This window comes from Bifidobacterium asteroides, from assembly GCF_009683175.1.
Classification (GTDB): domain Bacteria; phylum Actinomycetota; class Actinomycetes; order Actinomycetales; family Bifidobacteriaceae; genus Bombiscardovia; species Bombiscardovia asteroides_H.
This window is the reverse complement of sequence record NZ_WKKW01000004.1, coordinates 31,714-56,002: the sequence shown is the minus strand read 5'-3', so window position 1 is coordinate 56,002 and position 24,289 is coordinate 31,714. Positions and strand designations below refer to the sequence as shown.

The following is a 24,289-nucleotide window of genomic DNA, read 5'->3' as shown; positions in this document are numbered from 1 at the left end:
GCGACATTGCCTAATACCAGACGCATGCTGGTGCTGCGCGCGGTCGTCGAGGACTATATTCGTTCTCGCGAGCCGGTAGGGTCGGGTTCGCTCACCAGAAATCATCAGCTTGGAGTCAGCTCCGCCACCGTGCGCAACGACATGGCGGCCCTGGAGAGCGAGGGCTACCTGATCCAGCCCCACACCTCGGCCGGCCGCATCCCCACCCAGAAGGGCTACCGTTACTTCGTCGACAGGCTGGCCACCATCGTGCCTCTGTCCGCCGCCCAGCGCCGGGGGATCAACGCCTTCCTGTCCGGGTCGGTCAACCTGGAGGACACCCTGCAGCACGCCGCCCGTCTTCTGGCCCAGATCACCGGGCAGATCGCCGTGGTGGCCTCGCCCTCCCTGGCCAGCTCGAACCTGCGCCGGGCCGAGCTTATAGGACTGAGCCGGGGGACCGTACTTATGGTGGTCATCACCGACACCGGCCGGGTGGTCCAGCGCACCCTGCACGGGCCCCTGCAGGAGGACCCGAACGCCCTGGCGGACCTGTCCGACAAGATCAACAGACAATGCCAGGACCTGCCCCTGGACCGCGCCGCCGACCGCTGCCGCATGCTGGCCGACTCCCTCACCGAGGGCCGAGACAAGTCCATGCTGCGCCTGGTGGCCACGGTCTTCGACGAGATGGCCACGCGGGAGCAGACCAGCGGCCTCTACATGGCTGGCACCTCCCAGCTGACCCACAGCCAGGCCGTCTCCCTGGGGGATCTGGGCTCGCTGCTGGACGCCCTGGAGGAACAGGTGGTGCTCATGCGGCTCATGCGGGCCCAGAGCGAGCTCTCACGTGAAAGCAACGGAGTCAGCGTGGCCATCGGCACCGAGACCCGGACCCCGGAGCTGGCCCACGCCTCGGTGGTGACCAGCGGATACGGGCATGCCCGGTCCAGGCAGACCGACGGCTCCGAAGCGGACGAACCCGTGGCCTTTGTGGGCTCCATCGGCCCGACCCATATGGACTATCCGGCGACCATGAGCGCGGTTCGTGCTGTGGCCTCCTATCTGACCGGTTTCCTGGCCGGCGACGGGGAGCCGTGACCGTCAGGGCAAGGGCATAAGTCATAGGTATCGTGGGCCCATGCAACTATGGGTCGAGAGGGCATCAAACGAAAAGGATGATCGGTGGCAGATTACTACGAGGTTTTGGGAGTCGAGCGCGGCGCGAGCGATCAGGACATCAAGCGCGCCTATCGCAAGATGAGCCGCAAGTACCACCCGGACATCGCCGGGCCTGAATACGAGGACAAGTTCAAGGAGGTCAACAGCGCCTACGAGGTGCTCTCCGACCCCGAGAAGCGGCGCATGTACGACGCGGGCGTGGACCCCAACGATCCCCAGGCCTCCCAGGGGGGCAGCCCCTTCGACATGGGCGACGTCTTCAACCAGTTCTTCGGCGGCGGCTTCGGGGGCACCACCCAGGGGCCCATTCCGCGCACCCAGCCCGGCCGGGACGCCCTGGCCCAGGTCTCCGTGGACATGAAGACCGCCATCTTCGGCGGCGTGGTACGCACCCCCATCAGCACCTACGGCCTCTGCCAGGAGTGCGGCGGCTCGGGGGCCCAGAAGGGGACCTCCCCGGTGACCTGCCCGGTCTGCAACGGCAAGGGCTATGCCCAGAAAGTGGTGCGGACCCTGCTGGGCCAGATGATGAGCCAGGCACCCTGCGAGCGGTGCGAGGGCCACGGCACCATCATCGAGCATCCCTGCCCGGTCTGCAACGGCCATGGCCGTGTGCGCACCCGGCGCGAGGTGGGCGTCAACGTGCCCGCTGGCGTGGCTGACGGCTCCCGCCTGCGGCTGGCCTCCCAGGGCGAGGTGGGCGAGGGCGGCGGTGCCGCCGGCGACCTGTATGTGGACATCAGCATCAAGCCCGACAAGCACTACACCCGCAGCGGCCAGGACCTGCACTGCTGGATCGCCGTGCCCATGACCTGGGCCGTGCTGGGCCACCAGGTCGACCTGGAGACCTTCGACGGCCAGCGCCAGGTGGATATTCCCGCAGGCTGCCAGCCCGACCAGGAGATCACCATCAAGGGCCTGGGAGTAACCAGGCTCGGCAACCGGGAGGAGCGCGGCGACATCATCGTCCACGTGCTGGTCCAGATCCCCACCAAGCTGGACGACGATCAGCGCCGCCTGATTGAGGACTTCGCCAACAGCCACGACTCAGAAGCCAAGCAGGTCCCGCAGAGCGCCAAGCCTGCTGGAGTCGGGGGCCGCAAGGGGATCTTCGGCAAGCTCAAGGACATCTTCAGCTGAGGCGGCTGAGTCAGCCCAGCAGCGACCGGCACATGGACCGGTATTCGCTCACATAGCCGCCGCCGAAGAATGCGCAGTGCCCGGCGATGGCGTAGAGCTGCCAGAGCGTGGTCCGGTTCTGGTAGCCGGCCGCCAGGGGATGTACGCTCTGGTAACCGTCCAGAATCTGCCCCAGGTAGGGGATGCCGAACAGCTGCAGCATGGCCAGGTCCTCCTCGCGGTGGCCGCCGTGGGCCGCAGGGTCGATCAGAACGGCCTGGGTGTTCCCGTCATTCCTGGTCCACATGACGTTCCCGCTCCAGAGGTCCCCGTGGACACGGGCAGGCTTGTCATTGGCAGCCGGGCCCAACAGCTGCGGCAGGGCCTGGATCACATCTTCGGTCATCTTCATGTCATCGCGGTTCAGAGCCCGTCGATCCATGGCCATGCCCACCATGGGCTCCAGCCGCCCCTTGGCCCAGTAGGTGGCCGGGTCGTCCCAGGCACCCACGTCCATGGGCAGCGGATCCTGCAGGGGTCCGAAGTAGCAGGTGCCCGTGTAGCCCTCGGGCGCGGAGCCGAAGTGGTCGGCCCCGGCATCATGCATGTGGGCCAGCTGGGCGCCGAAGCGGTAGGCCGCGCCAGGCGTGGGGGAGGCGGAGGCCACCTCCTCGATGTCCAGGTAGTCCGGGCCCCAGCCGTAGACGTCCACCACCCGGGGACCGCCCTGCGCCTGGGCCTGGCCCAGCCATTGAAGCCCGCGCCCCTCGCACTCGAAGAATCCCGCCGGGGCCCCGCCCCTGGATTTTCTGTAGGTCTTGGCCATGATGATCCACACCCCTATTCGTCGAGTCGTCGATTCCGACAAGACCCATTGTGGGCATTCTGCGAGACATGCCCGGCCCTTGGCTCTGCCTGCCCTGCGCGGTGGCTATGCTTGCCATTGTTGTCCGACATAGCAAGAGGGGTCCATGAATTTCTACGAAGCCATTCTGTTCGGCCTGGTGCAGGCCCTGACGGAGTATTTCCCCGTCTCATCCAGCGCCCATATCCGCATTGTGGGCGGCCTGCTGGGCCAGGACCCGGGCGCGGCCTTCACGGCCATAATCCAATTCGGCACCGAGCTGGCGGTCCTGCTCTACTTCCGGCATGACATTGCCCGCATACTGACCCACTGGTTCCGCTGCCTGGCTGGCAAGGACGGCTCCTCATGGCGTGAGCGGATGGGCTCCAAGGACCATGATGCGGCCCTGGGCTGGTACATCATTCTGGGCACCCTGCCCATCGTGGTGGCGGGCCTGCTCTTCCAGAAGATCATCGAGACCAAGCTGCGCAACCTCTGGATCACCGTGGTGGTGCTGATCGTCTTCGGCCTGCTGCTGGACTACTTCGACCGCCACGGCCGCCAGAACAAGGAGATCCGCCAGATGAGCGCCCGGGACGCCCTGCTCTTCGGCATCGGGCAGATGCTGGCCCTGATCCCCGGCGTCTCCCGCTCGGGCGGCACCATGACCTTCGGCCGCGCCCTGGGCTACACCCGCGAGTCCGCCACCCGGGTCAGCTTCCTCATGGCCATTCCCGCCGTTTTCGGCGCCGGCATCCTCGAGACGGTCAAGTCCCTGAAGAACATCAACGCGGACGCCGCCTTCCCCGGCTGGGGGGCCACCATCTGCGCCACCGTGGTCAGCTTCCTGCTGGGATACATCGTCATCATCGCCTTTTTGAAGATCGTCTCGCGCTTCTCCTACCGGGGATTCGTCATCTACCGGATCGGCCTGGCCATCTTCGTGGCCATCATGCTCATGGTCGGCGCCCTGCCCGCAGTAGGGGGCGTGGCGGCCAGCTGAGCCTGGGTGAATTGCCGAGGGATTCGACGCTCACATGGCTGCGTGATACGATTTGCTCATGCGCTGCCCATGGTTGCGGGGGACTGGGTCAGCCAAGCGTTTTGAATCCTTTGGGGAGGTTTGTTGTGGTTTCGTCGTCGACGTCTGCCGATTCTCGTACGCATAGGTTTGGCCTGCGGTCGCTCATGTCAGCATTGGTGCTGATCCCCCTGCTGCTGACCGGCATGGCCACCGGCACCGTCTTCGCCTCCGGCTCAGATGTCAACAGGGGGGGGGGGTCGCTATACCGCTCAGGCAGATAACGGTTCCCTGAGCCATCTACAACCAACAAGCCTGCCTTCCCCGTCGCCGCTGAAGGCGTCATCTGTTTCTTCTTCCCCTGTTCAAACCCCGACAGGTTCTTCCCAATCCCTTGGAATTTCGCCATCCAGCTCTTATTCACCTGCTGGGCTCCAGTCTGCTTCTGATGCTCATGCTGTGGTGTTCGACCCTGCCGATGGAAGCAAAGCGGAACATGTAACTGTGCCGGATGGCTCCTTGGCGTCGCCGTCTGCTGATAATCCGAAGCGCGACGGCTACCGTTTCGACGGCTGGTCCGAGCATGACGCGATGATGGATTTCCGCACCCCGATCACCAGGGACATCACTTTGAAGGCCAAGTGGACCCCGGTGACTGACTGGGCGCTCAGCCCCGACCATGGTCCGGCTTCCGGCGGCACCAGCATCACCATCACACCCCCGAGTGCGGACTCACCCTCGTTCAGCACCCTGGAAGCCCATGACGACAAGCTGATCGGCGTGACCGGCGATGGCCGCCTGTTCACGTGGACATCAAAGGCTGAAATGCCTGTTCAGGTGCCGTCACCTCAGGGCGAACGCAGTGACGTGCGATTCATGACTGGAATAGTTGGCCATGACGGCTTTGCGGCCTTGAGCAGGGATCACCGCATCTACACCTGGAGCAAAGGCGGGGATACGCCTGCCCTGCTTGACGCAGATTCCACGACGTACACCAGCATTGCCATGGCTTCTGACCAGCTCATAGCAGTGAATCAGGATGGCCGTATACGCACATGGACCAGCATGGGGAAGCCGACAGAAAAGGCCATAAGCCTGCCCAACCAGGCCTCAACAATCAAGGTGGCTGGCAATGCTGATCGCCTGCTCGCCATGGACAGCAAAGGCAAAATCTGGGCTTGGAAGCCGGATGCCGTTGATACCGCTCAGATCCAAGACGTCAAGATTGCTCACCGAATTGTTCAGATATCAGCCACGGATCATGGTTTTGTGCTTCTGGACTCAGCCGGCCAGACCAGTTATCTGGATAACAGACAAACCCAGCCAGAATTGCTGATTATGCCCGACCATTCTGCCGTCGCAGCAATAAGCAGTAACGCTACACAAGCAGCGTTGGTTGATTCCAATGGTCTTGTCTGGGCCTGGAAGCCAGGCGAAGCCCCCAAGCGTGCGGACGACGGGAGCCAGCAGTACATGCGGGCCGCCGCTGCCGGCGGCAGGATCACCGCCGTCAGCAGGCAGGGCGGCATGCTCACATGGAGCTTGGACGGGCAGGGCCAGCCCGGCAAACCCGTCAGGCTCGACACCACGCAGGCGCCCACCTTGGCATCAGCCAGCCTGGACGGCCAGCCGCTCAACCTCAGCAAGACCGGCAGCTCCTGGCAGGCTGAAGCTCCCGCCCGCAAGCCCGGACAGGCCGCCATCCTCATCACGGGCAGGCAGGACGGGCAGCCTTTCGCCAGGAGCCTTGCGTACACGGTCGACCAGCCGCCGGCACGAGCTGCGGAACCAGGATCCGCGTTCACGGTCCGCTTCGACACGGGCGGCGGAAGCCCCATACCAGCAGACCAGACTGTCCCCGCCCCGTACGGGAGGGTGAAGCGCCCCTCCCCTGATCCGTCGCGCGATGGCTTCCTGTTCGACGGCTGGTTCATTGGCGAGGTCGCCTATGATTTCAGCAGGCCCGTCGACAAGGACCTGACCCTGGCCGCCCACTGGACGCCGGCAAGCCGGAACAGCAGGTGGAGCATCAGCCCCGACAAGGGCAGCCAGCTGGGCAGGGAACCCGCCACCATCACCCCGCCCGACAGCGCCAGCCGGGGCATCAGATTCAGCCAGATCAGCGGATCAACAAACGGTTATTTTTCCTTGGCGGTGGGCAGCGACGGGAACGCCTACGCCTGGGGATCCAACTACTATGGCCAGCTCGGCAACGGGATGGACGGGACGGGCACCGACCAGCATACGCCGGTCATGGTGGGGAAGCCTGCAGGCGCGCCAGCGGATTTCACCTACCTGCAGGTCAGCGCCGGAGACTCTCATTCCCTGGCCCTGGGCAGCGACGGGAACGCCTACGCCTGGGGAGACAACAGCAATGGCCAGCTCGGCAACGGGACGAGCAGCAGCCAGAAAACGCCGGTCAAAGTGGGGAAGCCTGCAGGCGCGCCAGCGGACTTCACCTACCTGCAGGTCAGCGCCGCACAATATCATTCCCTGGCCCTGGGCAGCGACGGCAACGCCTACGCCTGGGGAAACAACACCTATGGCCGGCTCGGCGACGGGACGAGCACCACACGGTATGCGCCGGTCAAGGTGAAGACGCCCGACCGCAAGGCGTACCCGGACCTGCCAGCGGACTTCACCTATCTGCAGGTCAGCGCCGGAGGCTGGCATTCCCTGGCCGTGGGCAGCGACGGCAACGCCTGGGCATGGGGATACAACGGCAATGGCGAGCTCGGCGACGGGACGAGCAGCAGCCAGAAAACGCCGGTCAGGGTGAAGACGCCTGACCGCAAGGCGTACCCGGACCTGCCAGAGGATTTCACCTACCTGCAGGTCAGCGCCGGATGGGATCATTCCCTGGCCGTGGGCAGCGACGGATACGCCTGGGCATGGGGATGCAACTGGTATGGCAACCTCGGCAACAACACCGCCAGCGGATACAGTGACACGAATCCTGTTCCTGTGCGCGTGCGCGACCCCGCCAGCCCCACCGACAAGAGCAAAGGACTGCAAGCCGCACAGGTCAGCGCCGGATCCCATCTTTCGCTGGCCGTGGGCAGCGACGGCAACGCCTGGGCATGGGGATACAACTGGTATGGCAACCTCGGCAACAACAGCAACAACTCTTCGTCGGCTCCTGTGCGCGTGCGCGACCCCGCCAGCCCCACCGACAAGAGCCTAGGGCTCAAAGCCACACAGGTCAGCGGCGGACAATTGCATTCGCTGGCCGTGGGCAGCGACGGGAACACCTACGCCTGGGGAGACAACCAGTACGGCCAGCTCGGCAACGGCAGCAGAAACAGCAAGTCGGCTCCTGTGCCGGTGTCGTTCAACCTGGCTCTGGTGATCACCGGCGTCAGGTTCGACCAGACCGCCGTATCAGGATTGACGCGCGGCGACGGCAATAGTGTCACCGTGTTCACGCCCGCGCACGCGCCGGGCACGGTCACGGTCAGCGTGGACTACACGCTGGGCGGCGCACCCCAAACGCCCGACACTTCTCTCCGATACACGTACCTGCCTGCAGGCGTGCTCCCCAAGGCCGGAGGGGAAGGCATCCTGCTCGCCCTGGCCACGGGCATGACCGGCATGGGCGGGGTCCTCGCCTCACGACGCCACCGGCAGGAAACACACCAACTATTGCACGCTTCGCACGAGTAAGAGCGGCCGGGCGGCGTATCAATCCCCCCGCCCCCGGCCCATCAAGGGGGAGCAGGGAGGACAAGTGCCAGTCAAGGCTCAAACCCCAAGAGAGCCGACACTTCCCTCCCGCGCCCCCACCACACTTCTGCAGGCGGAAGCCGAGGGCAGGCATGCACGCCCCCGTCCCCGCCTGGGAGAGGAGGAAACACGGCCGGGCAGGCCAGGAGGCTCAACAGCCACCAGCCGGCCCGGCCGCTGTTTATCCATTCAGACATGTGTCGTATCAACTTGTTTAATTTCTTTGACAAAGTGGCCTTTAGATCCAACCGATCCCAAAATACGTGACCAGACTCACATTGTTCATGCACTTTGTCCTAGGCGCGCTACAGGTACGTATCCTCAGCTTCTGAATCACTCGGTTCCCCATGATTACCAGGTTTCCGCTCTCATCCCGTCCTGCAGGACAGGTGGGAAGCGGCTCCGCCACGACGCTGCGTCCGTTACGACTGGCCGGGTTTGCGAAAAGCAAGATTCAGCCGCCTTCGTGCGCTACCATGAAAATCCCTTCTGCACTTCGGCTCTCCTGCGGCCTCAATAGGCCGTATGTAAAGGACGGAAGTGCGCAAAAGAAGGTCTAATATACGGGATTAGAGGAGGCCGATTGGCTGGTATGGAGGTGATGGACCATATCACGCCATCCAATACCTTTCGCTTCCCGCAGCACCAACCGGTGGCTACAAGCCGCCCTGTTAGGATGTTGAGGATCAGCCATGCATTTCACAGTAGACAACCTTGAAGAGGTATTTCCCCTGGCAGAATTCATAGCCGATTCCTTCGGTCCTATGGCCGAGATTGTTGTGCATGACATTACCCGCCCGGAGAATTCCATCGTCTTCATCCGCAACGGTCAGCTCTCCGGACGCTCCCTGGGCGACGGGATTACGGACCAGACGCTCCAGCTGACCATACGGGCCGACCAGGACGGGGCCGACTTCGTCTCCGACTACCGTGGGCGCCGCCTGAACAAGCACGAGTTCCGCGTCTCCTCCTACCTGATCCGCAACCAGGAGCAGACAGTCATTGGCCTGCTCTGCATCAGTATCAACATCACCGAGCTGCAGCAGGCCGCCCATGTGCTGCAGACCCTGTCCTCGATTGACTCCGACGATGTGCAGATCTCCACGGAGACCTCCCGCCGCCACGTGAGCGAGGAGCCTGCGGAGAACATCCGTAGGATCACCAGGGATGAGGTCCGCCAGTTCAACATCCCCATGGACAAGCTGACCAAGCAGGACAGGCTGGACATCATCCGCAACATCAAGGACCGGGGCATCTTCCTCATCAAGGGCGCGGTAGGCATCGTAGCCCCCGAGCTCAAGATTTCGATCCCCACCCTCTACCGGTACCTGCAGGCCCTCAAATAGGGCCTGAAAAGTAAAACCTCCGGCGGCAGGAGAGGGGGGTATATTTCTGTGCCGCCGGAGGAGCTTTACAGCACGGTGTCGCCACTGGCGACAACCGGAACGTGGCCACACAGACAGACCACGCAAGTATTTCATAGGTAAAACAGGGAGACCACAGTTTCCTCAAGCTGTGATGCAGTGCAGAATCAGCCAGGCTAGTTACGTGCCCTCATTGGCCTAGGCCTTTCTTCATACTATCACCTCTTCAAGGATGCATCAGGTACTCCCGTTTCTGGCAGGTCCCCCGACCTGTTGCTAAGAGCAAATTATCACAAGGTCCCGGACATGCTCAACACTCCGTTCGCTATCCGCCATGACAACCGGCATGGCAAGCGTCAGCTGGTGCGCAATTCAGCCGATACGAGCACTGCAAGTGAGCATGAAGAGTAAACCTCGTTTGGATTGGTAACAATAATTTATTACCTAAATTCCTGCTGGAGGAATCATCAGTCGGGGATCATTAGGAATACGATCACTGATAATTGAGAAGATTCGTAGGCATCAATTACTGACTGAAAACTGTCTCTAGATGGAATATAGGGGAGAGGGAGAAAATCCAGGTGGGCGATGCAGGAATCGAACCTGCGACCCCTTCGGTGTGAACGAAGTGCGCTAGCCGCTGCGCCAATCGCCCGGATTGGGAAAGACCACCGAAGTGATCCTCGTGGGCGATACTGGATTCGAACCAGTGACCCCTTCCGTGTCAGGGAAGTGCGCTACCTCTGCGCCAACCGCCCGGGTCATTCTCGTTTCGAGAGAGAGGTGGGTACGAGAGTCGAACTCGTCTATACGGCTTTGCAGGCCGCTGCCTAACCGCTTGGCTAACCCACCGTATTGGTTAAACTGCTCGAAACCTCGAGCGGGCAACGGGACTCGGACCCGCGGTCTCGACCTTGGCAAGGTCGCGCTTTACCAACTAAGCTATGCCCGCACATTCAACTTTCACCGTGGTGGTGACTGCCGAAGCACGTTGCACTACTGTAGCGTAGACCTCCGCACTTGGCAAAAAGCGCGTGTCGCCGCGTCATAAAGCCACCCTCCGCTGATGGCAAAGCTGCGCAATACAAGGCTTCCTACCGGTAGGGTGAGAGGTATGAGTGAAGAAGCCAGGCAGCACTGCACCATGGTGGCCGCCTTCGATGGCTGGAACGATGCGTGCTCAGCCTCGACCAACGTCATCCGCCACCTGTTGAACGTCTACGAGTCCCACGAGATCGGCAGCATTCCGGGCGACGGGTTCTACGACTACCAGATGTCACGGCCCATGCTCTGCCATGTGCAGGGTCGGCGGCGGATCATCTGGCCCTCCGCCAAGATCTACCGGGTGCGGATTGATGACACCCACACCCTGCTGCTGGAGATGGGCCCGGAGCCCAACTACCACTGGAGCGACTTCTGCCGGCGCAGCATCCACTGGGCCGAAGACGACGAGGCGGAGGCCATCATCACCCTGGGCGCCATGTTCGCAGACTGCCCCCACACCAGGCCCCTGCCCATCGACGACCTGGCCGGCGACCAGCCCAAGACCGACACCGACGGCCACTCCGGCCCCATAGGCATCCCCACCGTGCTGGATGCCCTGGCCACCCAGGACGGCTACAGCACCGAGTCCATCTGGGTCTCCGTGCCCCAGTACCTGGGCAGCGACGAGTGCGCCCAGGGCACCCTGCAGCTGCTGCAAAGGCTCTCGGCCATGCTTGGCGTCCACCTTGACGAGGGGGAGCTGCCACGCAAGGCCGCCGAGTGGAAGGCCCAGGCCGGCATGCTCCTGCGCTGCAACGACGACCTGGCCAACTACGTCCACCGTCTGGAGATGGACGTCGACCAGGCCCAGGTGGACGAGCCGGCCGCCGAAGAGCTGGTCCGGGAAGCCGAGGATTACCTGCGCTCCATGGGCAACAAAGGCCCCTCCTTGTCTGAGTGACGACCTAGGCTGTGGCTCGATAACCATGTCCAGCCTGCACCCTGTAACGCGGGCTCCGATAGCAAGGACGGCATTCATGACACAGTCGAGCATCTCCATCATCGTCAAGGGCGAACGGAAGGAGGTGGCGGCGGATCAGACTGGCGTCCAGCTTTTTGCTGACGACAAGGACATCATCGCCGTCGACCTCAACGGGCAGCCACGCGACCTCTACACACCCCTGCACGAGGGCGACAAGGTCGAGCCCATCACCCTGGAGAGCGACCAAGGGCTGGCCATCATGCGACACTCGGCCACCCACGTCATGGCCCAGGCAGTCCAGGAGATCCGTCCGGACGCCAAGCTGGGCATCGGCCCGGTCATCAAAGACGGCTTCTACTACGACTTCGACGTGGACAAGACCTTCACCCCCGACGACCTCAAGCAGATCGAACAGCGGATGAAGCGGATCATCAAGTCCTCCCAGAGCTTCCGCCGGCGCGTGGTCACCGAGGAGGAGGCCCGCAAGGAGGAGGCCGACCAGCCTTACAAGCTGGAGCTGATCGGGGCCAAGGAGGCCGAGATCAACAGCGAGGAGGCCACCGAGGTGGCCACCGGCGGCGAGCTGACCATGTACGACAATCTGGACCGCGAGGGCAACACGGTCTGGAAGGACCTCTGCCGGGGCCCCCACCTGCCCAACACCCGCTACATCCGCAGCTTCAAGCTCATGCGCACGGCCGCCGCCTACTGGCGCGGGGACGAGAAGAACCCCATGCTCCAGCGCATCTACGGCACCGCCTGGGCCAACAAGGACGACATGAAGGCCTACACCGCCCGTCTGGAGGAGGCCGCCCGCCGCGACCACCGCAAGCTGGGCGCCGAGATGGACCTCTTCTCCTTCCCGGACGAGATCGGGCCCGGCCTGCCCGTCTTCCACCCCAAGGGCGCGGCCGTCATCAACGCCATGGAGGACTACTCCCGTGAAATGCACCGGCGCAACGGCTACTCCTTCGTGCAGACCCCGCACATCACCAAGGGCCACCTCTACGAGATCTCGGGCCACCTGCAGTGGTACAAGGACGGCATGTACCCGCCCATGCATCTGGACGAGGAGAAGGACGCCAACGGCAAGGTGACCCGCCAGGGCTTCGACTACTACCTGAAGCCCATGAACTGCCCCATGCACAACCTGATCTTCAAGTCCCGCCAGCGCTCCTACAAGGAGCTGCCCCTGCGGCTGTTCGAGTTCGGCACCGTCTACCGCTACGAGAAGTCCGGCGAGGTCCACGGCCTGACCCGCGTGCGCGGCCTGACCCAGGACGACTCCCACATCTACTGCACCAGGGACCAGATGAAGGGGGAGCTGACCAACCTGCTCCAGTTCGTGCTCAAGGTGTTGAAGGACTTCGGCCTCAACGACTTCTATCTGGAGCTGTCCACCAAGGATCCCAACAAGTTCGTCGGCTCCGACGAGGTCTGGGAGGAGGCCACCAACACCCTGGCCGAAGTGGCCAAGGACTCCGGGCTGGAGCTGGTCGACGACCCCGAGGGCGCCGCCTTCTACGGGCCCAAGATCTCCGTGCAGGCCCGGGACGCCATCGGACGCACCTGGCAGGTCTCCACCATTCAGCTGGACTTCAACCTGCCCGAGCGCTTCCAGCTGGAGTACATCGCCGCCGACGGCTCCCACCAGCGGCCGGTCATGATCCACCGGGCCCTCTTCGGCTCCATCGAGCGCTTCTTCGCCATCCTGCTGGAGCACTACGCCGGCGCCTTCCCGGCCTGGCTGGCCCCGGTCCAGGTGCAGGCCGTGCCCGTGGCCGACGAGTTCGCCCCCCACCTGGAGCACCTGCTGGACCAGCTGCGCGACGACATGGTCCGCTGCGAGATCGACCGCTCCGACGACCGCTTCGGCAAGAAGATCCGCAACGCGGCCAAGTCCAAGGCCCCCTTCATCCTGATCGCCGGCGAGGAGGATATCTCCAAGAACGCGGTCTCCTTCCGCTTCCGCGACGGCAGCCAGCTCAACGGCGTGCCTGTGGAGCAGGCCCGAACCTGGATCAACGAGGCCATCAAGGTCCGCGCCCAGATCAACTCGGCGGACGACTTCCGAGCGAACACCTCCTGCAGTCAGGACTGACCAATGTTCGAGCATCTACGACGCCCCTGGAAGCGCATCATCGCCCCCATCGCCCACGGCCTGGTTCGTTTGGGCGTGAGCGCCAACGGTGTCACCATCAGCGGAGCCGTAGGCACCACCCTGGTCGCCATCGCGACCGGGTTCACCGGCTGGCTCCTGCCCGGGGCCATCGTCCTGGCCATTCTGGTGGCCTTCGACTCCCTGGATGGGTCCGTGGCCGCGCTAACCGGCGGTGGCACCCAGTTCGGGGGCTTCCTGGACTCCACCCTTGACCGGATAGCCGACTGGGCCGTCCTGGCCGGAGTCATCATCTACCTGCGCCGCCACGAACTGGCCTGGGTGGCTGATGGCAGCCACCAGGGTCCCGACATCTGGGCCCAGGTGGGCATGGCTGCAGCGCTTTTCGCCATCATGACCTCCTTCGTCACCTCCTACGCCCGGGCCCGGGCCGAGGCGGAGGGCTTTGAGGCCAAGAACGGCATCGCCACCAGGTCGGACCGGCTGGTCATCATCCTGGTGGGCATGGCCCTGACCGGGGCCGGGCTGCCTCTGGCCGTACTCAGCTGCTTCCTGGTCCTGTTGGCCCTGCTGGGCGTCGTCACCGTCTGGCAGCGAATCAGCCACGTCGCCAAGGACATGAGCCGCAACCCGCAGCCTGCCAACCCCAACCACGAGTGAGCCTATGCCGGACCGACTGCTCATCTTTCTGGCGCAGCACGCGCGTCTGGTGCCCGAGCGGCTGCTGCGCGGCCTCTTTCTGGCGGCAGCCGACCTCTGCTGGCTCTTCCGGATAGGCGGTGTCAGACAGCTGGAGCGCAACCTGGCCCATGTCATGCCAGAGGCCGACCGTCGTAATCTGCGGCGCACCTCGCGCCAGGGCATGCGCTCCTACTTCGTCTACTTCGTCGAGGCCCTGACCGTGGGAGCCCGCACCAAGGAGCAGCTGCTGGCACGCATACACGGCGGTGGCAGTGCTTACCCGGATCCGGCCAAGACCGACATCAGCCTGCGCTCCCTGCCCATCGGCATGGGCCACCAGGGCAACTGGGACTACGCGGGCTTCTGGGCCTGCTCCACGGTAGGCCAGGTCACCACGGTCGCCGAGCGGCTGCGGGACCAGGGAATGCTCAACACCTTTGCGGACATCCGTCGCCGTCTGGGCATGAACATCCTGCTGACCGGCGAGCCGGACATCACCGGCCGTCTGACGACCCTGCTGCGGAAGCCTGACCAGGTGGTGCCCCTGCTGGCCGACCGCGACCTGAGCCGCCGAGGCGTCTTCGTCAAGGCCTTCGACTCCTGGATTCGCGTTGCTGCCGGACCTGCCGTCATCGCCTTGGACGCCCGTCTGCCCCTGTATACCGTGAACATGCACAGGGAAAGGCTGACGGGGGAGCGCCGCCGGCGGGCCAAGGCCCCCTACGGCTATGTCTGCCAGGTGGACGGGCCCATCGCCATCGATCCCTACCTGGACATGCCCCGGGAGCAGGCCATCAACGACCTGACCCAGGCCTGGGTGGACCAGTGGGCCCAGGGCATTCGCGAGCATCCCGAGGACTGGCACATGCTCCAGCCGATTTTCCTTGAGGATCTGGATCTTTCCCGGATGCACGACCTGCCGGACTTCATACTGGCCCAGGCATCCAGGAACAAGGGAGGTGACGGGTATGAAGGCACCCGAACAAAGGCCTGAGCGGGAGCCGGAGCGGGCCGCCATCAAGGCGCGTCTGCGGGTGGGGATCATCTCGCCCTACTCCTTCGAGACCCCGGGCGGCGTCCAACTGCACATCCGCGATTTCGCCAGACATCTTATGGACCGCGGCCACCAGGTGCAGGTTCTGGCCCCGGGCCGACGCACCCAGGACATGCCCCTCTGGGTGCAGACCACCGGTTCCTCCTTCTCCATTCCCTACAACGGATCCGTGGCCAACCTGAGCTACTTCGGCGTGGCCGGCCACAAGACCCGGCAGTGGGTCAGGCAGGGCCATTTCGACATCCTGCACCTGCACGAGCCCGAGGTGCCCTCCCTGAGCCACAAGCCCCTGAGGCCCGGATTCATTCCCTGCCCCTATGTGGCCACCTTCCATGCGGCCTTCGATACGACCCCGCTGGCCCTGAGGCTGACCAGGCGCTACCTGCGCCGATACCTGGCCAACATCAGCCAGGCCATCTTCGTCAGCCCCTCGGCCATGCGGAACGCCCGGAATCTGCTGGAGCCGGGCATACCCAGCCAGATCATCCCCAACGGCATCGAGACCAGAGCCCTGCGCAATGCCCGGCCGCGCCCGGAATGGCAGGGGAGCGAGCGGGAACCCACCATCGGATTCCTGGGAAGGATGAAGGAGGAGCGCAAGGGGTTCAGGATTCTGGCCCAGGCCGCACCCGCCATTCTTCGGCGCGTGCCCGGAGCCCGCTTCCTGTGTGCAGGTGACGGCCAGGGGGAGGCCCGGGAAATACTCGAAGCCGTCGATCCCGGACTGGCCCGGCACTTCACCTTCCTGGGACGGATCAGCGACGAGGACAAGGCCTCCTTCTACCACAGCCTTGGCCTGTATGTGGCTCCGCAGACCGGGGGAGAGAGCTTTGGCATCGTGCTGGTCGAGGCCATGGCGGCGGGTTGCCCGGTGGTGGCCTCGGACCTGCCCGCCTTCGAGGATGTCTCCCAGAACGGGCGCAGCGCACGTCTGTTCGCCAACGGAGACCCCCAGGACTGCGCCCGGGTGGTCCTGGGCCTGCTGGACGACCGACCTGCCCGCCTGGATCTGGCCTCGTGCGGAATGCAGCGGGCCAGCGACTACGACTGGGAGCGGGTCACCGACCAGGTTCTGGATGTCTACGCCCGGGCCCTGGCAGCCCGGCCCGATCATCGCCGTGGCCTGCTGGGCAGACTGGTGGGCCGGGAGGCTGGTTCTCTTTACGATGAAGCCCCCACGAAAGGGCCTGAAAACCCGTAAAATTGTCGAAGAGCGGAACTAGAATTCCATTCGTTTACGCATTCGTACCGTCAGGAGACATATGTCAGGGCATTCGAAGTGGGCGACCACCAAGCACAAGAAAGCAGCCATCGACGCCAAGCGTGGCAAGCTCTTCGCCAAGCTGATCAAGAACATCGAGATCGCTGCCCGCACCGGCGGCGGTGACCCCGACGGCAACCCCACCCTCTACGACGCCATCGTCAAGGCCAAGAAGTCCTCCGTGCCCGCAGACAACATCACCAGGGCCGTCAAGCGCGGCTCGGGCGAGGAGGCCGGAGCGGCCAACTACGAGAGCATCGTCTACGAGGGCTACGCTCCCGCCGGCGTGGGCATCATCATCGAGTGCCTGACCGACAACCGCAACCGCGCGGCCGCCGAGGTCCGTTCAACTCTGACCAAGGGCGGCGGCTCCCTGGCCCAGAACGGCTCGGTCAGCTTCAACTTTGAGCGCAAGGGCCAGATCATCGTCCCCTCGGAGGGACTGGACTACGATACGGTCTTCGAGAAGGCCGCCGAGGCCGGTGCTGAGGACGTGCAGGACAACGGCGAGAGCTACACCGTGCTGACCGCCCCCGGCGACATGGTCAACGTCCGCAAGGCCCTGCAGGACGCCGGCATGGACTACGACTCCGCCGACCTGGTCCTCAACCCCAAGAGCGAGGTCACCCTGGACCTGGACTCCGCCCGCAAGGTCTCCAAGCTGATCGACAACCTGGACGACCTGGACGACGTGCAGGAGATCTACAGCAATTGGACCGCCCCCGACGAGGTCATGGCCCAGTTGGACGACGAGTGACCCTATGATCGTTCTCGGCGTCGACCCGGGGCTCACCCGATGCGGCGTCGGCGTCATTGAAGCCGGTGCATCGCGCCGGCTTTCCTTTGTTCATGTGGACGTCGTGCGCTCAGACCCCGAACAGAGCCAGGACCTGCGGCTGCTGACCATCTACCAGGGGCTGACGGCCGCCCTGGACCGTTTCAGCCCCGACGTGGTTTCCATCGAGCGGGTCTTCGCCCAATCAAATCACAACACCGTGCTGGGCACGGCCCAGGCGGCCGGGCTGGCCATGCTGGGGGCGGCACAACGAGGCATTCCGGTGGCTCTGCACACACCCACCGAGGCCAAGATGGCCGTGACCGGCAACGGCCAGGCCGACAAGATCCAGGTGCAGCGGATGGTGGCCCGCATTCTTGGGCTCAACCAGCTGCCCAAACCCGCCGATGCCGCCGACGCTCTTGCCCAGGCCATCTGCCACGCCCTGAGGCCGGCCGGGGCCATCCAGGGCGGGGAACGCGAGGAGCATCTGACCCAGGCCCAACGTCAGTGGGCCCAGGCCTCTGCCAGGTACGGCAGGCACCGGGGAGTCCAGCGAGACATGTAAGCTGATTCGAACAGACGTTCGATTCCATCGAGGGGTGATCAAGTGCTGGCAATGCTGACCGGGCAGGTGGCCGCCATCGAAACGGGCTCCGCCGTCATCGATGTTTCGGGGGTGGGTTTCGAGGTGCGCATGCCCCAGTCGGACCTGGCCTCCATGCGGGCCGAGTCCACGGTCACCGTCTACACCGCCCTTTCCCTGACCCAGGACGCGCTGACCCTCTATGGATTCCTCAGCCGCACCTCCAAATCGCTCTTTGCCCAATTACAGAAGGTCAGCGGCATCGGGCCCCGCGTGGCCTTGTCCATCCTCGCCACCCTGAACTCGGACCAGCTGGCCCAGGCCGTGGCCGACGGCGATGCTACGGCCCTGTCCCGGGCGCCTGGCCTGGGCAAGAAGGGCGCTCAGAAGATCATCCTCGAACTCTCCGGCAAGCTGGATCTGGATGCCGGCACAGGCAGGCAGGGACCCGCCCAGACCGACGATGGTGCCCATCAGGTGGTTGAGGGACTGATCTCCCTGGGTTGGCTGCAGCGTGATGCCGAGCAGGCCGTGGAGCAGACCTGCAGCGAGGGCGGCTACTCCCTGCCCCTGCAGTCGGCCGACATTCCCAAGGTCCTCAAGCAGGCCTTGACCCGGCTGGACAGGGGGCGCTGACCCATGGCTGACAAGCAGATGTCTACGGGGTACATCGACTCCCAGAATGGCGACGCCCAGGAGGAATCCCTGCGGATGGTCTCGGCCCGGCCCATCGAAGGCGAGCCGGTCAGCGACGAGGAGCTGCGTCCGGAAACCCTGGACGGATTCATCGGACAGCCCCGGCTCAAGGCCCAGCTGGGCCTCTTCCTGAAGGCCGCCAAGAAGCGGGACGTGGCCCCCGATCACATCCTTCTGGCAGGCCCTCCAGGCCTGGGCAAGACCACCCTGGCCATGATCGTCGCCCACGAGCTGGAGGTGCCCATCCGTGTCACCTCGGGGCCGGCCGTCCAGCATGCCGGCGACCTGGCCTCCATCCTGAGCTCCCTGGAGGCCGGCGAGGTGCTCTTCATCGACGAGATCCACCGCCTGCCCAGGGCCGCCGAGGAGCTGCTCTACATCGCCATGGAGGACTTCCGCGTGGATGTCATGGTGGGCAAGGGTCCCGGAGCCTCCTCCATTCCGCTGACCCTGCCCAGGTTCACGGTCATCGGCGCCACCACCCGTGAGGGCATGCTGCCCTCGCCCCTGAGGGCCCGCTTCGGCTTCACCGCCCACCTGGACTTCTACCCGGAGGAGGAGCTGGAGAAGCTGGTCGAGCGGTCGGCCAGGGTCCTGGGCATCGTCCTGCAGGATGACGCCGCCCATCAGCTGGCCCTGCGCTCCCGCGGCACGCCCAGGATCGCCAACCGCCTCCTGCGCCGTGTGCGCGACTGGGCCATAGTCCACGATCTTGACCAGGTCGGCCCTGATGACGTCAAGCAGGCGCTGGCCCTCTACCAGATCGACTCCGAGGGGCTGGACCGCCTGGATCTGGCCGTCCTCAAGGCCATCGTCAACAGTTTCGACGGCGGACCCGTGGGCCTGAACAACTTGGCCGCCATGGTGGGCGAGGAGGCCGAGACGGTGGAGACGGTCTGTGAGCCCTACCTGGTGCGTGAGGGCTTCCTGGTACGCACCCCAAAGGGGCGTGTAGCCACCTCCAAGGCCTGGGAGCACCTGGGCCGCAAACCGCCCGAGGATGTCATGAAGCTGTTCTAGACTGGGGTCTTCGCAGCAATGCATAGCGCCGTTTGATACCCGTCGAAACAAGGAGTGGAAACAACCATGGGATCCATGATTTTCATGATCGTCATCATCGCCCTGATGATCGCCATGATGTGGGGAAGCTCCCGCAAGAGCAAACAGCAGCAGGCCGCCGTCCAGGACTTCCGCCAGTCCCTACAGCCCGGTGACGAGGTAGCCACCACCACAGGCCTTCTGGGCAAGGTCGTCTCCGTGGATCTGGAGAAGGAGCAGGTGGTCATCGACTCCGAGGGTTCGCAGTCCCGCTGGCGCATCCAGGCCATCACCAAGCCGCCCATCGTCCCGGCCTACGTCCACGACGACGAGGTTGACGAAAACGGCAACCCCCTGCCCGAGCAGGTCGAGGGCCAGTCCGAGGATGCGGACGCCCCCGCCGAGGTCACCGCCGCTGAAGACGATGACAACGCCGACGACAATGCCGATGGCGAAGAAACCACCGCTGACGATACTGCCACACAGAACTTCGCCGCCTCAGAGCCCAAGGACGAGGCTGAATCCAAGTCGGAGCCTGAAGACGAATCAGACAAGGCCAAGACTGCGGAGAAGTCGGAAGACGCTGAAGAATCCGATGCTTCCAAGGCTTCAGATTCGACTTCCGCCAAGTCCTGAACCTTATTCGCACGCCACACCTTCCGTCAGGCTGACTCTGAACGGAAACGCGACGCGCGTATGATGGCCCCGGCAACCACTTCCTAGGAGCAAGACAGAAAGAAGATCATGGCTCAATCGGACGATATCAAGGTTGGAGAACTTAAGCAGGTCGGCGATGATGACGCCGCTTATCTGATCTCATTGATCCGTACCATTCCGGACTTTCCCAAGAAGGGGATCCTTTTCAGGGACTTCATCCCGGCCATGTCGGATCCCAGGGGATTGGCCATCATCCTCGACGCCATGAAGCGCACCCTACCCGTGAAGCCAGAGGACTTCGACCTGGTAGCCGGCCTTGAGGCACGCGGCTTTCTGATTGGTCCCCAGCTGGCCACCGATCTGGGCAAGGGCTTCCTGCCCATGCGCAAGGCCGGAAAGCTCCCTGCCCCCACCTACAGCCAGGAATACGCCCTCGAATACGGCAACGCCCGTATCGAAATCGAGCAGGGCTGCCTCAAACCAGGCCAGCGAGTCCTGATAGTCGACGATCTGATCGCCACCGGCGGTTCTGCTCAGGCGGCTGCACGTCTGGTGGAGCAGGCCGGAGGCCAGGTGGCTGGTTTCAGCTTCGTCATGGAACTCAACGGTCTGGACGGCCGTAAGGCCCTGGGCGCCTACCCGGTCACCTGCCTGATGAACATGCCCGCCTGAGCACGATTGGGGGATCTTCACCATGGATTTGTACGAATACCAGGCCAGGCAGCTGCTCGCTGAACATGGCATCTCCCAACCAAGGGCCGTCTATGCCTCAACCGCAGAAGAGGCCGGCCAGGCAGCCGACGTCATCGGCTACCCCTGCATGATCAAGGGCCAGGCCACCATCGGTCATAGGGGACAGGCCGGAGCAGTCAAGCGAGCCGAGAATCACGATCAGGCCGTAGCCTTGGCCGAGGCCATCCTGCCCATGAACATCGACGGCCATCCGGTCAGCGGGATCCTGGTCACCGAGGCACGCAACATCCTGCACGAGTACTACCTGTCCATTTCGGTGGACCGCACCTCCCGGGACTATGATGTCCTGGCCACGGCCAGCGGGGGCACCGAGGTGGAGACCATCGCCCGGGAACATCCCGAATCGGTCCGGCGCCTGCACATCGGCCCCCTGGAGGATTTCGACAGACAGGCCGCCCGCACCATGGCCGAGCGCATCGGCTTCTACCATGCCGATCTGGAGCAGGCTGCACAGATTCTTCTGGGCATGTGGCACACCTTCCAGGACAGCGATGCAACCCTGGTCGAAATCAACCCCCTGGCCAAGGTGGGTGATCCGGACGACGAGGCCACCAAGCACCTGGACGCCCTCGATGCCAAGATCTCACTGGACGGGAACGCAGCCTTCCGGCACGACGGCTGGAAGCGCTTCACGGACCCGGCTCAGCTTGACCCCCTGGAAGCCAAGGCCAAGGCCGCTGGCCTGCACTACGTCCATCTGGACGGTCAGGTAGGCGTCATCGGCAATGGCGCGGGACTGGTCATGAGCTCCTTGGATGCGGTCGCCGGATCGGGACGCAGGCAGGGCGTTCCTGTCGGACCCGCGAACTTCCTTGACATCGGCGGCGGAGCCTCGCCCGAGGTCATGCGCACCAGCCTGGACGTGGTCCTCTCCGACCCCAAGGTCCGTTCGGTCATGGTCAACGTCTATGGAGGGATCACCTCCTGCCAGCAGGTGGCCCAGGGCATCCTGGCCGCCGTGGACGTTGCGGACGGGCAAGACCATAACGACGACCGGCCCATCGTGGTCCGCTTCGACGGCAATGAGGCTGCCGAGGGACTGGATCTGCTGGCCAAGGCCCAAGAGCCTCGGCTCAAGGTGGCCCGCACCATGGAGGAGGCGGCGGATCAGGCCGTGGCCCTGGCCGCTCAGGCAGGAAAGGAGACGGGACGATGACCCTCTTCGTTGAAGACGGCGCCCCCGTCATGGTTCAGGGCATGACCGGTCGCCAGGGCATGGTCCACACGGCCCGCATGATGGCGGCAGGCACCAACATCCAGGCTGGGGTCAACGCCCGCAAGGCCGGAATGACGGTGGACTTTGACGGCCCAGACGGCCAGGCTCGTCATCTGCCCGTATACACCGACTGCTCAGCAGCGCGCCAGGCGACCGGAGCCCGCATCTCCGTGGTCTTCGTCCCGCCCAGATTCGCCAAGGACGCCATGGTCGAAGCCATCGAGGCCGGCATCACCCTGATCGTGGTCATCACCGAGGGCATTCCCGTTGCCGATACCGCCTACTGCGTGGCCCTGGCCAGGGAACGCGGCTGCCGCATCGTCGGCCCCAACTGCCCGGGACTGATGACCATGTCCGACCGGCCCAACGGCGTTGGCGCAGACCTGGGCATCATCCCGCAGGGCATCGCCAGTCGCGGCCCTCTAGGACTGGTCTCCAAGTCCGGCACCCTGACCTACCAGCTCATGGGGGAGTTGTCCTCCATCGGCTTTACCGCCTGCCTGGGCATCGGCGGCGACCCCATTGTGGGCACCACCATGCTGGAGGCCCTGCAGACCTTCAACCGCGATCCCGAAACCAAGGCCTGCGTCATGATCGGCGAGATCGGCGGCTCGGCCGAACAGGAGGCCGCCCGCTGGGCCTCCACCCACATGACCAAGCCCATCGTGGCCTATATCGCCGGCTTCACCGCCCCCGAAGGCAAGCAGATGGGCCACGCCGGAGCCATCATCTCGGGCGGCAAGGGCACGGCTGCAGACAAGAAGGAAGTGCTTGAGTCCGTCGGCATCCAGGTGGGCACCACACCCGGCGAGACCGCCCGGCTGACCCGCGACCTGCTGCGGGAGCATGCCATCATATGACCGGCAGAGTGAAAGTATGGCTCCGGGGGGCCCTAGAGGCCTTTCTGGCCATGCTTATCTACACTGTCGCCCTAGGCGCCTGCATGGCCCTGCTCCTGCTCATCATCTCCATCGAGGAGGGCGGGCCCTCCCTGTCCATGGCCACTGTGGCCCTGACGGAAACCATCACCCTGCTCACCCAAGGCTGCGGGTTTACAGCCGGTGCCCTGACCCTGACCATCATCCCCTTACTGCTGACCGGCCTGCTGATTTGGGTGATCCGCACCCTGGTCGGCCGCATGGGTGTGTCCGTCGGCGGCTGCATTGCCGGCCTGGTCGTCTGGGTGCTGTGCAACCTGATTCTCATGCAGGGCAGCCAGACCATGCAGGTCGACACCACCCCGGTCATTCTTTTGCGGACCAGCCTGGTCTTCCTATTGGGTTACGGCTGGGCCTGGGTCCGCTCTGAACCTTTCCGCCAGGCTTTCACCAAACGCATCGAAAAAGCTCTGCCGGTCCAGGTCCGCAGGACCGTTCGGCTCGGTCTCACGGCCGGTATGATCCTCCTGGCTGCCATGCTCGCCGCCGGCCTGATCGCCCTGATCGTCTGGATCGCCCTCTATCACGGAGACGTGGGCCGCCTGTTCAAACTGACACGTATGGGCACCGCCTCGGCTGTGACGACCAGCCTGGCGTCCCTTGCCTGGCTGCCCAATCTGATCATATGGGCCGCCTCCTGGCTCTTCGGAAACGGTTTCAACATCGGCGGGCTGGCGACCTTCACCCTCTGGTCAGGCCATGCCTCCAGTCTGCCCTCGCTGCCCCTCTTTGGACTTTTCCCGGAGCCGGTCTCCCGGCAGGAGGTTCGTCTGCTCCTGCTCAACCTGCCCCTGCTGGCCGGAGTGGTTGTCGGTATTCTCTTGCTCATCGGACCATGGGGTGTCAGAATTCACGCTGCCGTGCGTCAAGCAGGGCTGAAATCCCAAGACACCGCAGTCTGCTTCCTTATGGCAACCCTGGCCATGGCCCTGACCTGGCTGGTAACCCTGCTCGGTCTTGCTCTGCTTTTCCAGCTCTCCAACGGTGCCCTGGGCCGCCAGCGACTGGCCGGAGTGGGCGTGCCCATAGCCTCCACCCTGCGCATGATCGGAACCTCCCTGGGGGTCGGCCTGCTGGGAGTATGGCTGCTGGCACTTGTCACCGCCGCCCTGATCATCATCAAGGACGTCCTGATTGACTATCTGCGCCAGGCAGGCGACAAAAAGACTTCCGCCCAGGCGGAAAACAAGGAAAAACACAATCAATCACGCGGTCAGGAGGGAAAGGAGCCCAAGGCAACCGACCGAGCAGACACACCACGACAGGTCTCGTCCACCCGCAGACCAGGCAAGTAGGTCCGAAGGTGGCGGGGCGCCT

Annotated in this window: 21 protein-coding genes and 4 tRNA genes; 19 read left to right on the top strand and 6 right to left on the bottom strand. The window is 64.2% G+C overall.

The window, feature by feature from the left end:
• The first annotated feature begins 6 nt into the window (after positions 1–6).
• Both hrcA and dnaJ read left to right on the top strand, forming a co-directional pair.
• A complete protein-coding gene (gene hrcA, locus GKC41_RS06485) occupies positions 7–1,080 on the top strand; it encodes a heat-inducible transcriptional repressor HrcA (protein WP_154313491.1) in 1,074 nt (357 codons plus the stop codon).
• Between the two features lie 84 nt (positions 1,081–1,164).
• A complete protein-coding gene (gene dnaJ, locus GKC41_RS06480) occupies positions 1,165–2,301 on the top strand; it encodes a molecular chaperone DnaJ (RefSeq protein WP_324612079.1) in 1,137 nt (378 codons plus the stop codon).
• Positions 2,302–2,311: 10 nt separating this feature from the next.
• Here the strand turns inward: dnaJ and GKC41_RS06475 are convergent, their stop codons facing one another.
• Positions 2,312–3,106 carry a fructosamine kinase family protein gene (locus GKC41_RS06475; protein WP_154313490.1) on the bottom strand — a complete coding sequence of 265 codons (795 nt, stop codon included), beginning with the start codon at positions 3,104–3,106 and terminating at the stop codon, positions 2,312–2,314.
• A 145-nt stretch (positions 3,107–3,251) separates the two neighbouring features.
• On the opposite strand from GKC41_RS06475, the gene GKC41_RS06470 reads away from it, so the two are divergent.
• Complete coding sequence (locus GKC41_RS06470; RefSeq protein WP_154313489.1) at positions 3,252–4,127, top strand: undecaprenyl-diphosphate phosphatase; 876 nt, start codon at positions 3,252–3,254, stop codon at positions 4,125–4,127.
• Between the two features lie 88 nt (positions 4,128–4,215).
• On the opposite strand, the gene GKC41_RS08845 is transcribed toward GKC41_RS06470, so the two are convergent.
• Positions 4,216–4,554 carry a hypothetical protein gene (locus GKC41_RS08845; RefSeq protein ID WP_229281710.1) on the bottom strand — a complete coding sequence of 113 codons (339 nt, stop codon included), beginning with the start codon at positions 4,552–4,554 and terminating at the stop codon, positions 4,216–4,218.
• 95 nt (positions 4,555–4,649) lie between these two features.
• Here GKC41_RS08845 and GKC41_RS06465 point away from each other — a divergent pair, with 95 nt between their 5' ends.
• Positions 4,650–7,808 (top strand): InlB B-repeat-containing protein, encoded by a 3,159-nt coding sequence (locus GKC41_RS06465; RefSeq protein WP_324612078.1) that lies wholly within the window; start codon positions 4,650–4,652, stop codon positions 7,806–7,808.
• A 752-nt stretch (positions 7,809–8,560) separates the two neighbouring features.
• The gene (locus GKC41_RS06460) at positions 8,561–9,214 is read left to right on the top strand and encodes a helix-turn-helix transcriptional regulator (RefSeq protein WP_154313488.1); all 654 of its coding nucleotides are present in this window, start codon (positions 8,561–8,563) and stop codon (positions 9,212–9,214) included.
• Positions 9,215–9,814: 600 nt separating this feature from the next.
• On the opposite strand, the gene GKC41_RS06455 is transcribed toward GKC41_RS06460, so the two are convergent.
• From GKC41_RS06455 to GKC41_RS06440, 4 genes are all read right to left on the bottom strand, one after another.
• Positions 9,815–9,887, bottom strand: a tRNA-Val gene (locus tag GKC41_RS06455).
• 31 nt (positions 9,888–9,918) lie between these two features.
• Positions 9,919–9,990, bottom strand: a tRNA-Val gene (locus GKC41_RS06450).
• Positions 9,991–10,013: 23 nt separating this feature from the next.
• Positions 10,014–10,084: transfer RNA gene (locus tag GKC41_RS06445), tRNA-Cys, on the bottom strand.
• A 27-nt stretch (positions 10,085–10,111) separates the two neighbouring features.
• Positions 10,112–10,184, bottom strand: a tRNA-Gly gene (locus tag GKC41_RS06440).
• 162 nt (positions 10,185–10,346) lie between these two features.
• Here GKC41_RS06440 and GKC41_RS06435 point away from each other — a divergent pair.
• From GKC41_RS06435 to GKC41_RS06370, 14 genes are all read left to right on the top strand, one after another.
• A complete protein-coding gene (locus tag GKC41_RS06435; RefSeq protein WP_045924425.1) occupies positions 10,347–11,177 on the top strand; it encodes a PAC2 family protein in 831 nt (276 codons plus the stop codon).
• Between the two features lie 76 nt (positions 11,178–11,253).
• Positions 11,254–13,299, top strand: coding sequence for a threonine--tRNA ligase (gene thrS / locus GKC41_RS06430; RefSeq protein WP_154313487.1), 2,046 nt, complete (start codon positions 11,254–11,256; stop codon positions 13,297–13,299).
• Between the two features lie 3 nt (positions 13,300–13,302).
• Positions 13,303–13,977: a phosphatidylinositol phosphate synthase gene (gene pgsA / locus GKC41_RS06425; protein WP_154313486.1), complete on the top strand. Its 675-nt coding sequence runs from the start codon at positions 13,303–13,305 to the stop codon at positions 13,975–13,977.
• Positions 13,978–13,981: 4 nt separating this feature from the next.
• Complete coding sequence (locus tag GKC41_RS06420) at positions 13,982–14,992, top strand: phosphatidylinositol mannoside acyltransferase (protein WP_154313485.1); 1,011 nt, start codon at positions 13,982–13,984, stop codon at positions 14,990–14,992.
• Complete coding sequence (locus GKC41_RS06415; protein ID WP_154313484.1) at positions 14,967–16,253, top strand: glycosyltransferase family 4 protein; 1,287 nt, start codon at positions 14,967–14,969, stop codon at positions 16,251–16,253. Before GKC41_RS06420 ends, GKC41_RS06415 begins: the two co-directional genes overlap by 26 nt.
• Positions 16,254–16,314: 61 nt before the next feature.
• Complete coding sequence (locus GKC41_RS06410) at positions 16,315–17,070, top strand: YebC/PmpR family DNA-binding transcriptional regulator (protein WP_045935369.1); 756 nt, start codon at positions 16,315–16,317, stop codon at positions 17,068–17,070.
• 4 nt (positions 17,071–17,074) lie between these two features.
• Positions 17,075–17,656, top strand: a complete 582-nt coding sequence (ruvC, locus tag GKC41_RS06405; RefSeq protein WP_154313483.1) for a crossover junction endodeoxyribonuclease RuvC — start codon at positions 17,075–17,077, stop codon at positions 17,654–17,656.
• Positions 17,657–17,698: 42 nt separating this feature from the next.
• Complete coding sequence (ruvA, locus tag GKC41_RS06400) at positions 17,699–18,310, top strand: Holliday junction branch migration protein RuvA (RefSeq protein WP_324612077.1); 612 nt, start codon at positions 17,699–17,701, stop codon at positions 18,308–18,310.
• Positions 18,311–18,313: 3 nt separating this feature from the next.
• Entirely contained in the window at positions 18,314–19,390 is a 1,077-nt protein-coding gene (gene ruvB, locus GKC41_RS06395; RefSeq protein WP_229281692.1) for a Holliday junction branch migration DNA helicase RuvB, read from the top strand.
• Between the two features lie 66 nt (positions 19,391–19,456).
• Positions 19,457–20,044, top strand: a complete 588-nt coding sequence (locus GKC41_RS06390) for a preprotein translocase subunit YajC (RefSeq protein WP_154313482.1) — start codon at positions 19,457–19,459, stop codon at positions 20,042–20,044.
• A gap of 108 nt (positions 20,045–20,152) precedes the next feature.
• The gene (locus GKC41_RS06385; RefSeq protein WP_154313481.1) at positions 20,153–20,737 is read left to right on the top strand and encodes an adenine phosphoribosyltransferase; all 585 of its coding nucleotides are present in this window, start codon (positions 20,153–20,155) and stop codon (positions 20,735–20,737) included.
• Between the two features lie 22 nt (positions 20,738–20,759).
• Positions 20,760–21,974 carry an ADP-forming succinate--CoA ligase subunit beta gene (gene sucC, locus GKC41_RS06380; RefSeq protein WP_154313480.1) on the top strand — a complete coding sequence of 405 codons (1,215 nt, stop codon included), beginning with the start codon at positions 20,760–20,762 and terminating at the stop codon, positions 21,972–21,974.
• Positions 21,971–22,894: a succinate--CoA ligase subunit alpha gene (gene sucD, locus GKC41_RS06375; protein ID WP_154313479.1), complete on the top strand. Its 924-nt coding sequence runs from the start codon at positions 21,971–21,973 to the stop codon at positions 22,892–22,894. The genes sucC and sucD overlap by 4 nt, the downstream gene beginning before the upstream one ends.
• On the top strand, positions 22,891–24,267 hold the full coding sequence (locus tag GKC41_RS06370; protein WP_229281691.1) for a DUF6350 family protein: 1,377 nt from the start codon (positions 22,891–22,893) through the stop codon (positions 24,265–24,267). The genes sucD and GKC41_RS06370 overlap by 4 nt, the downstream gene beginning before the upstream one ends.
• Positions 24,268–24,289: the final 22 nt, after the last annotated feature.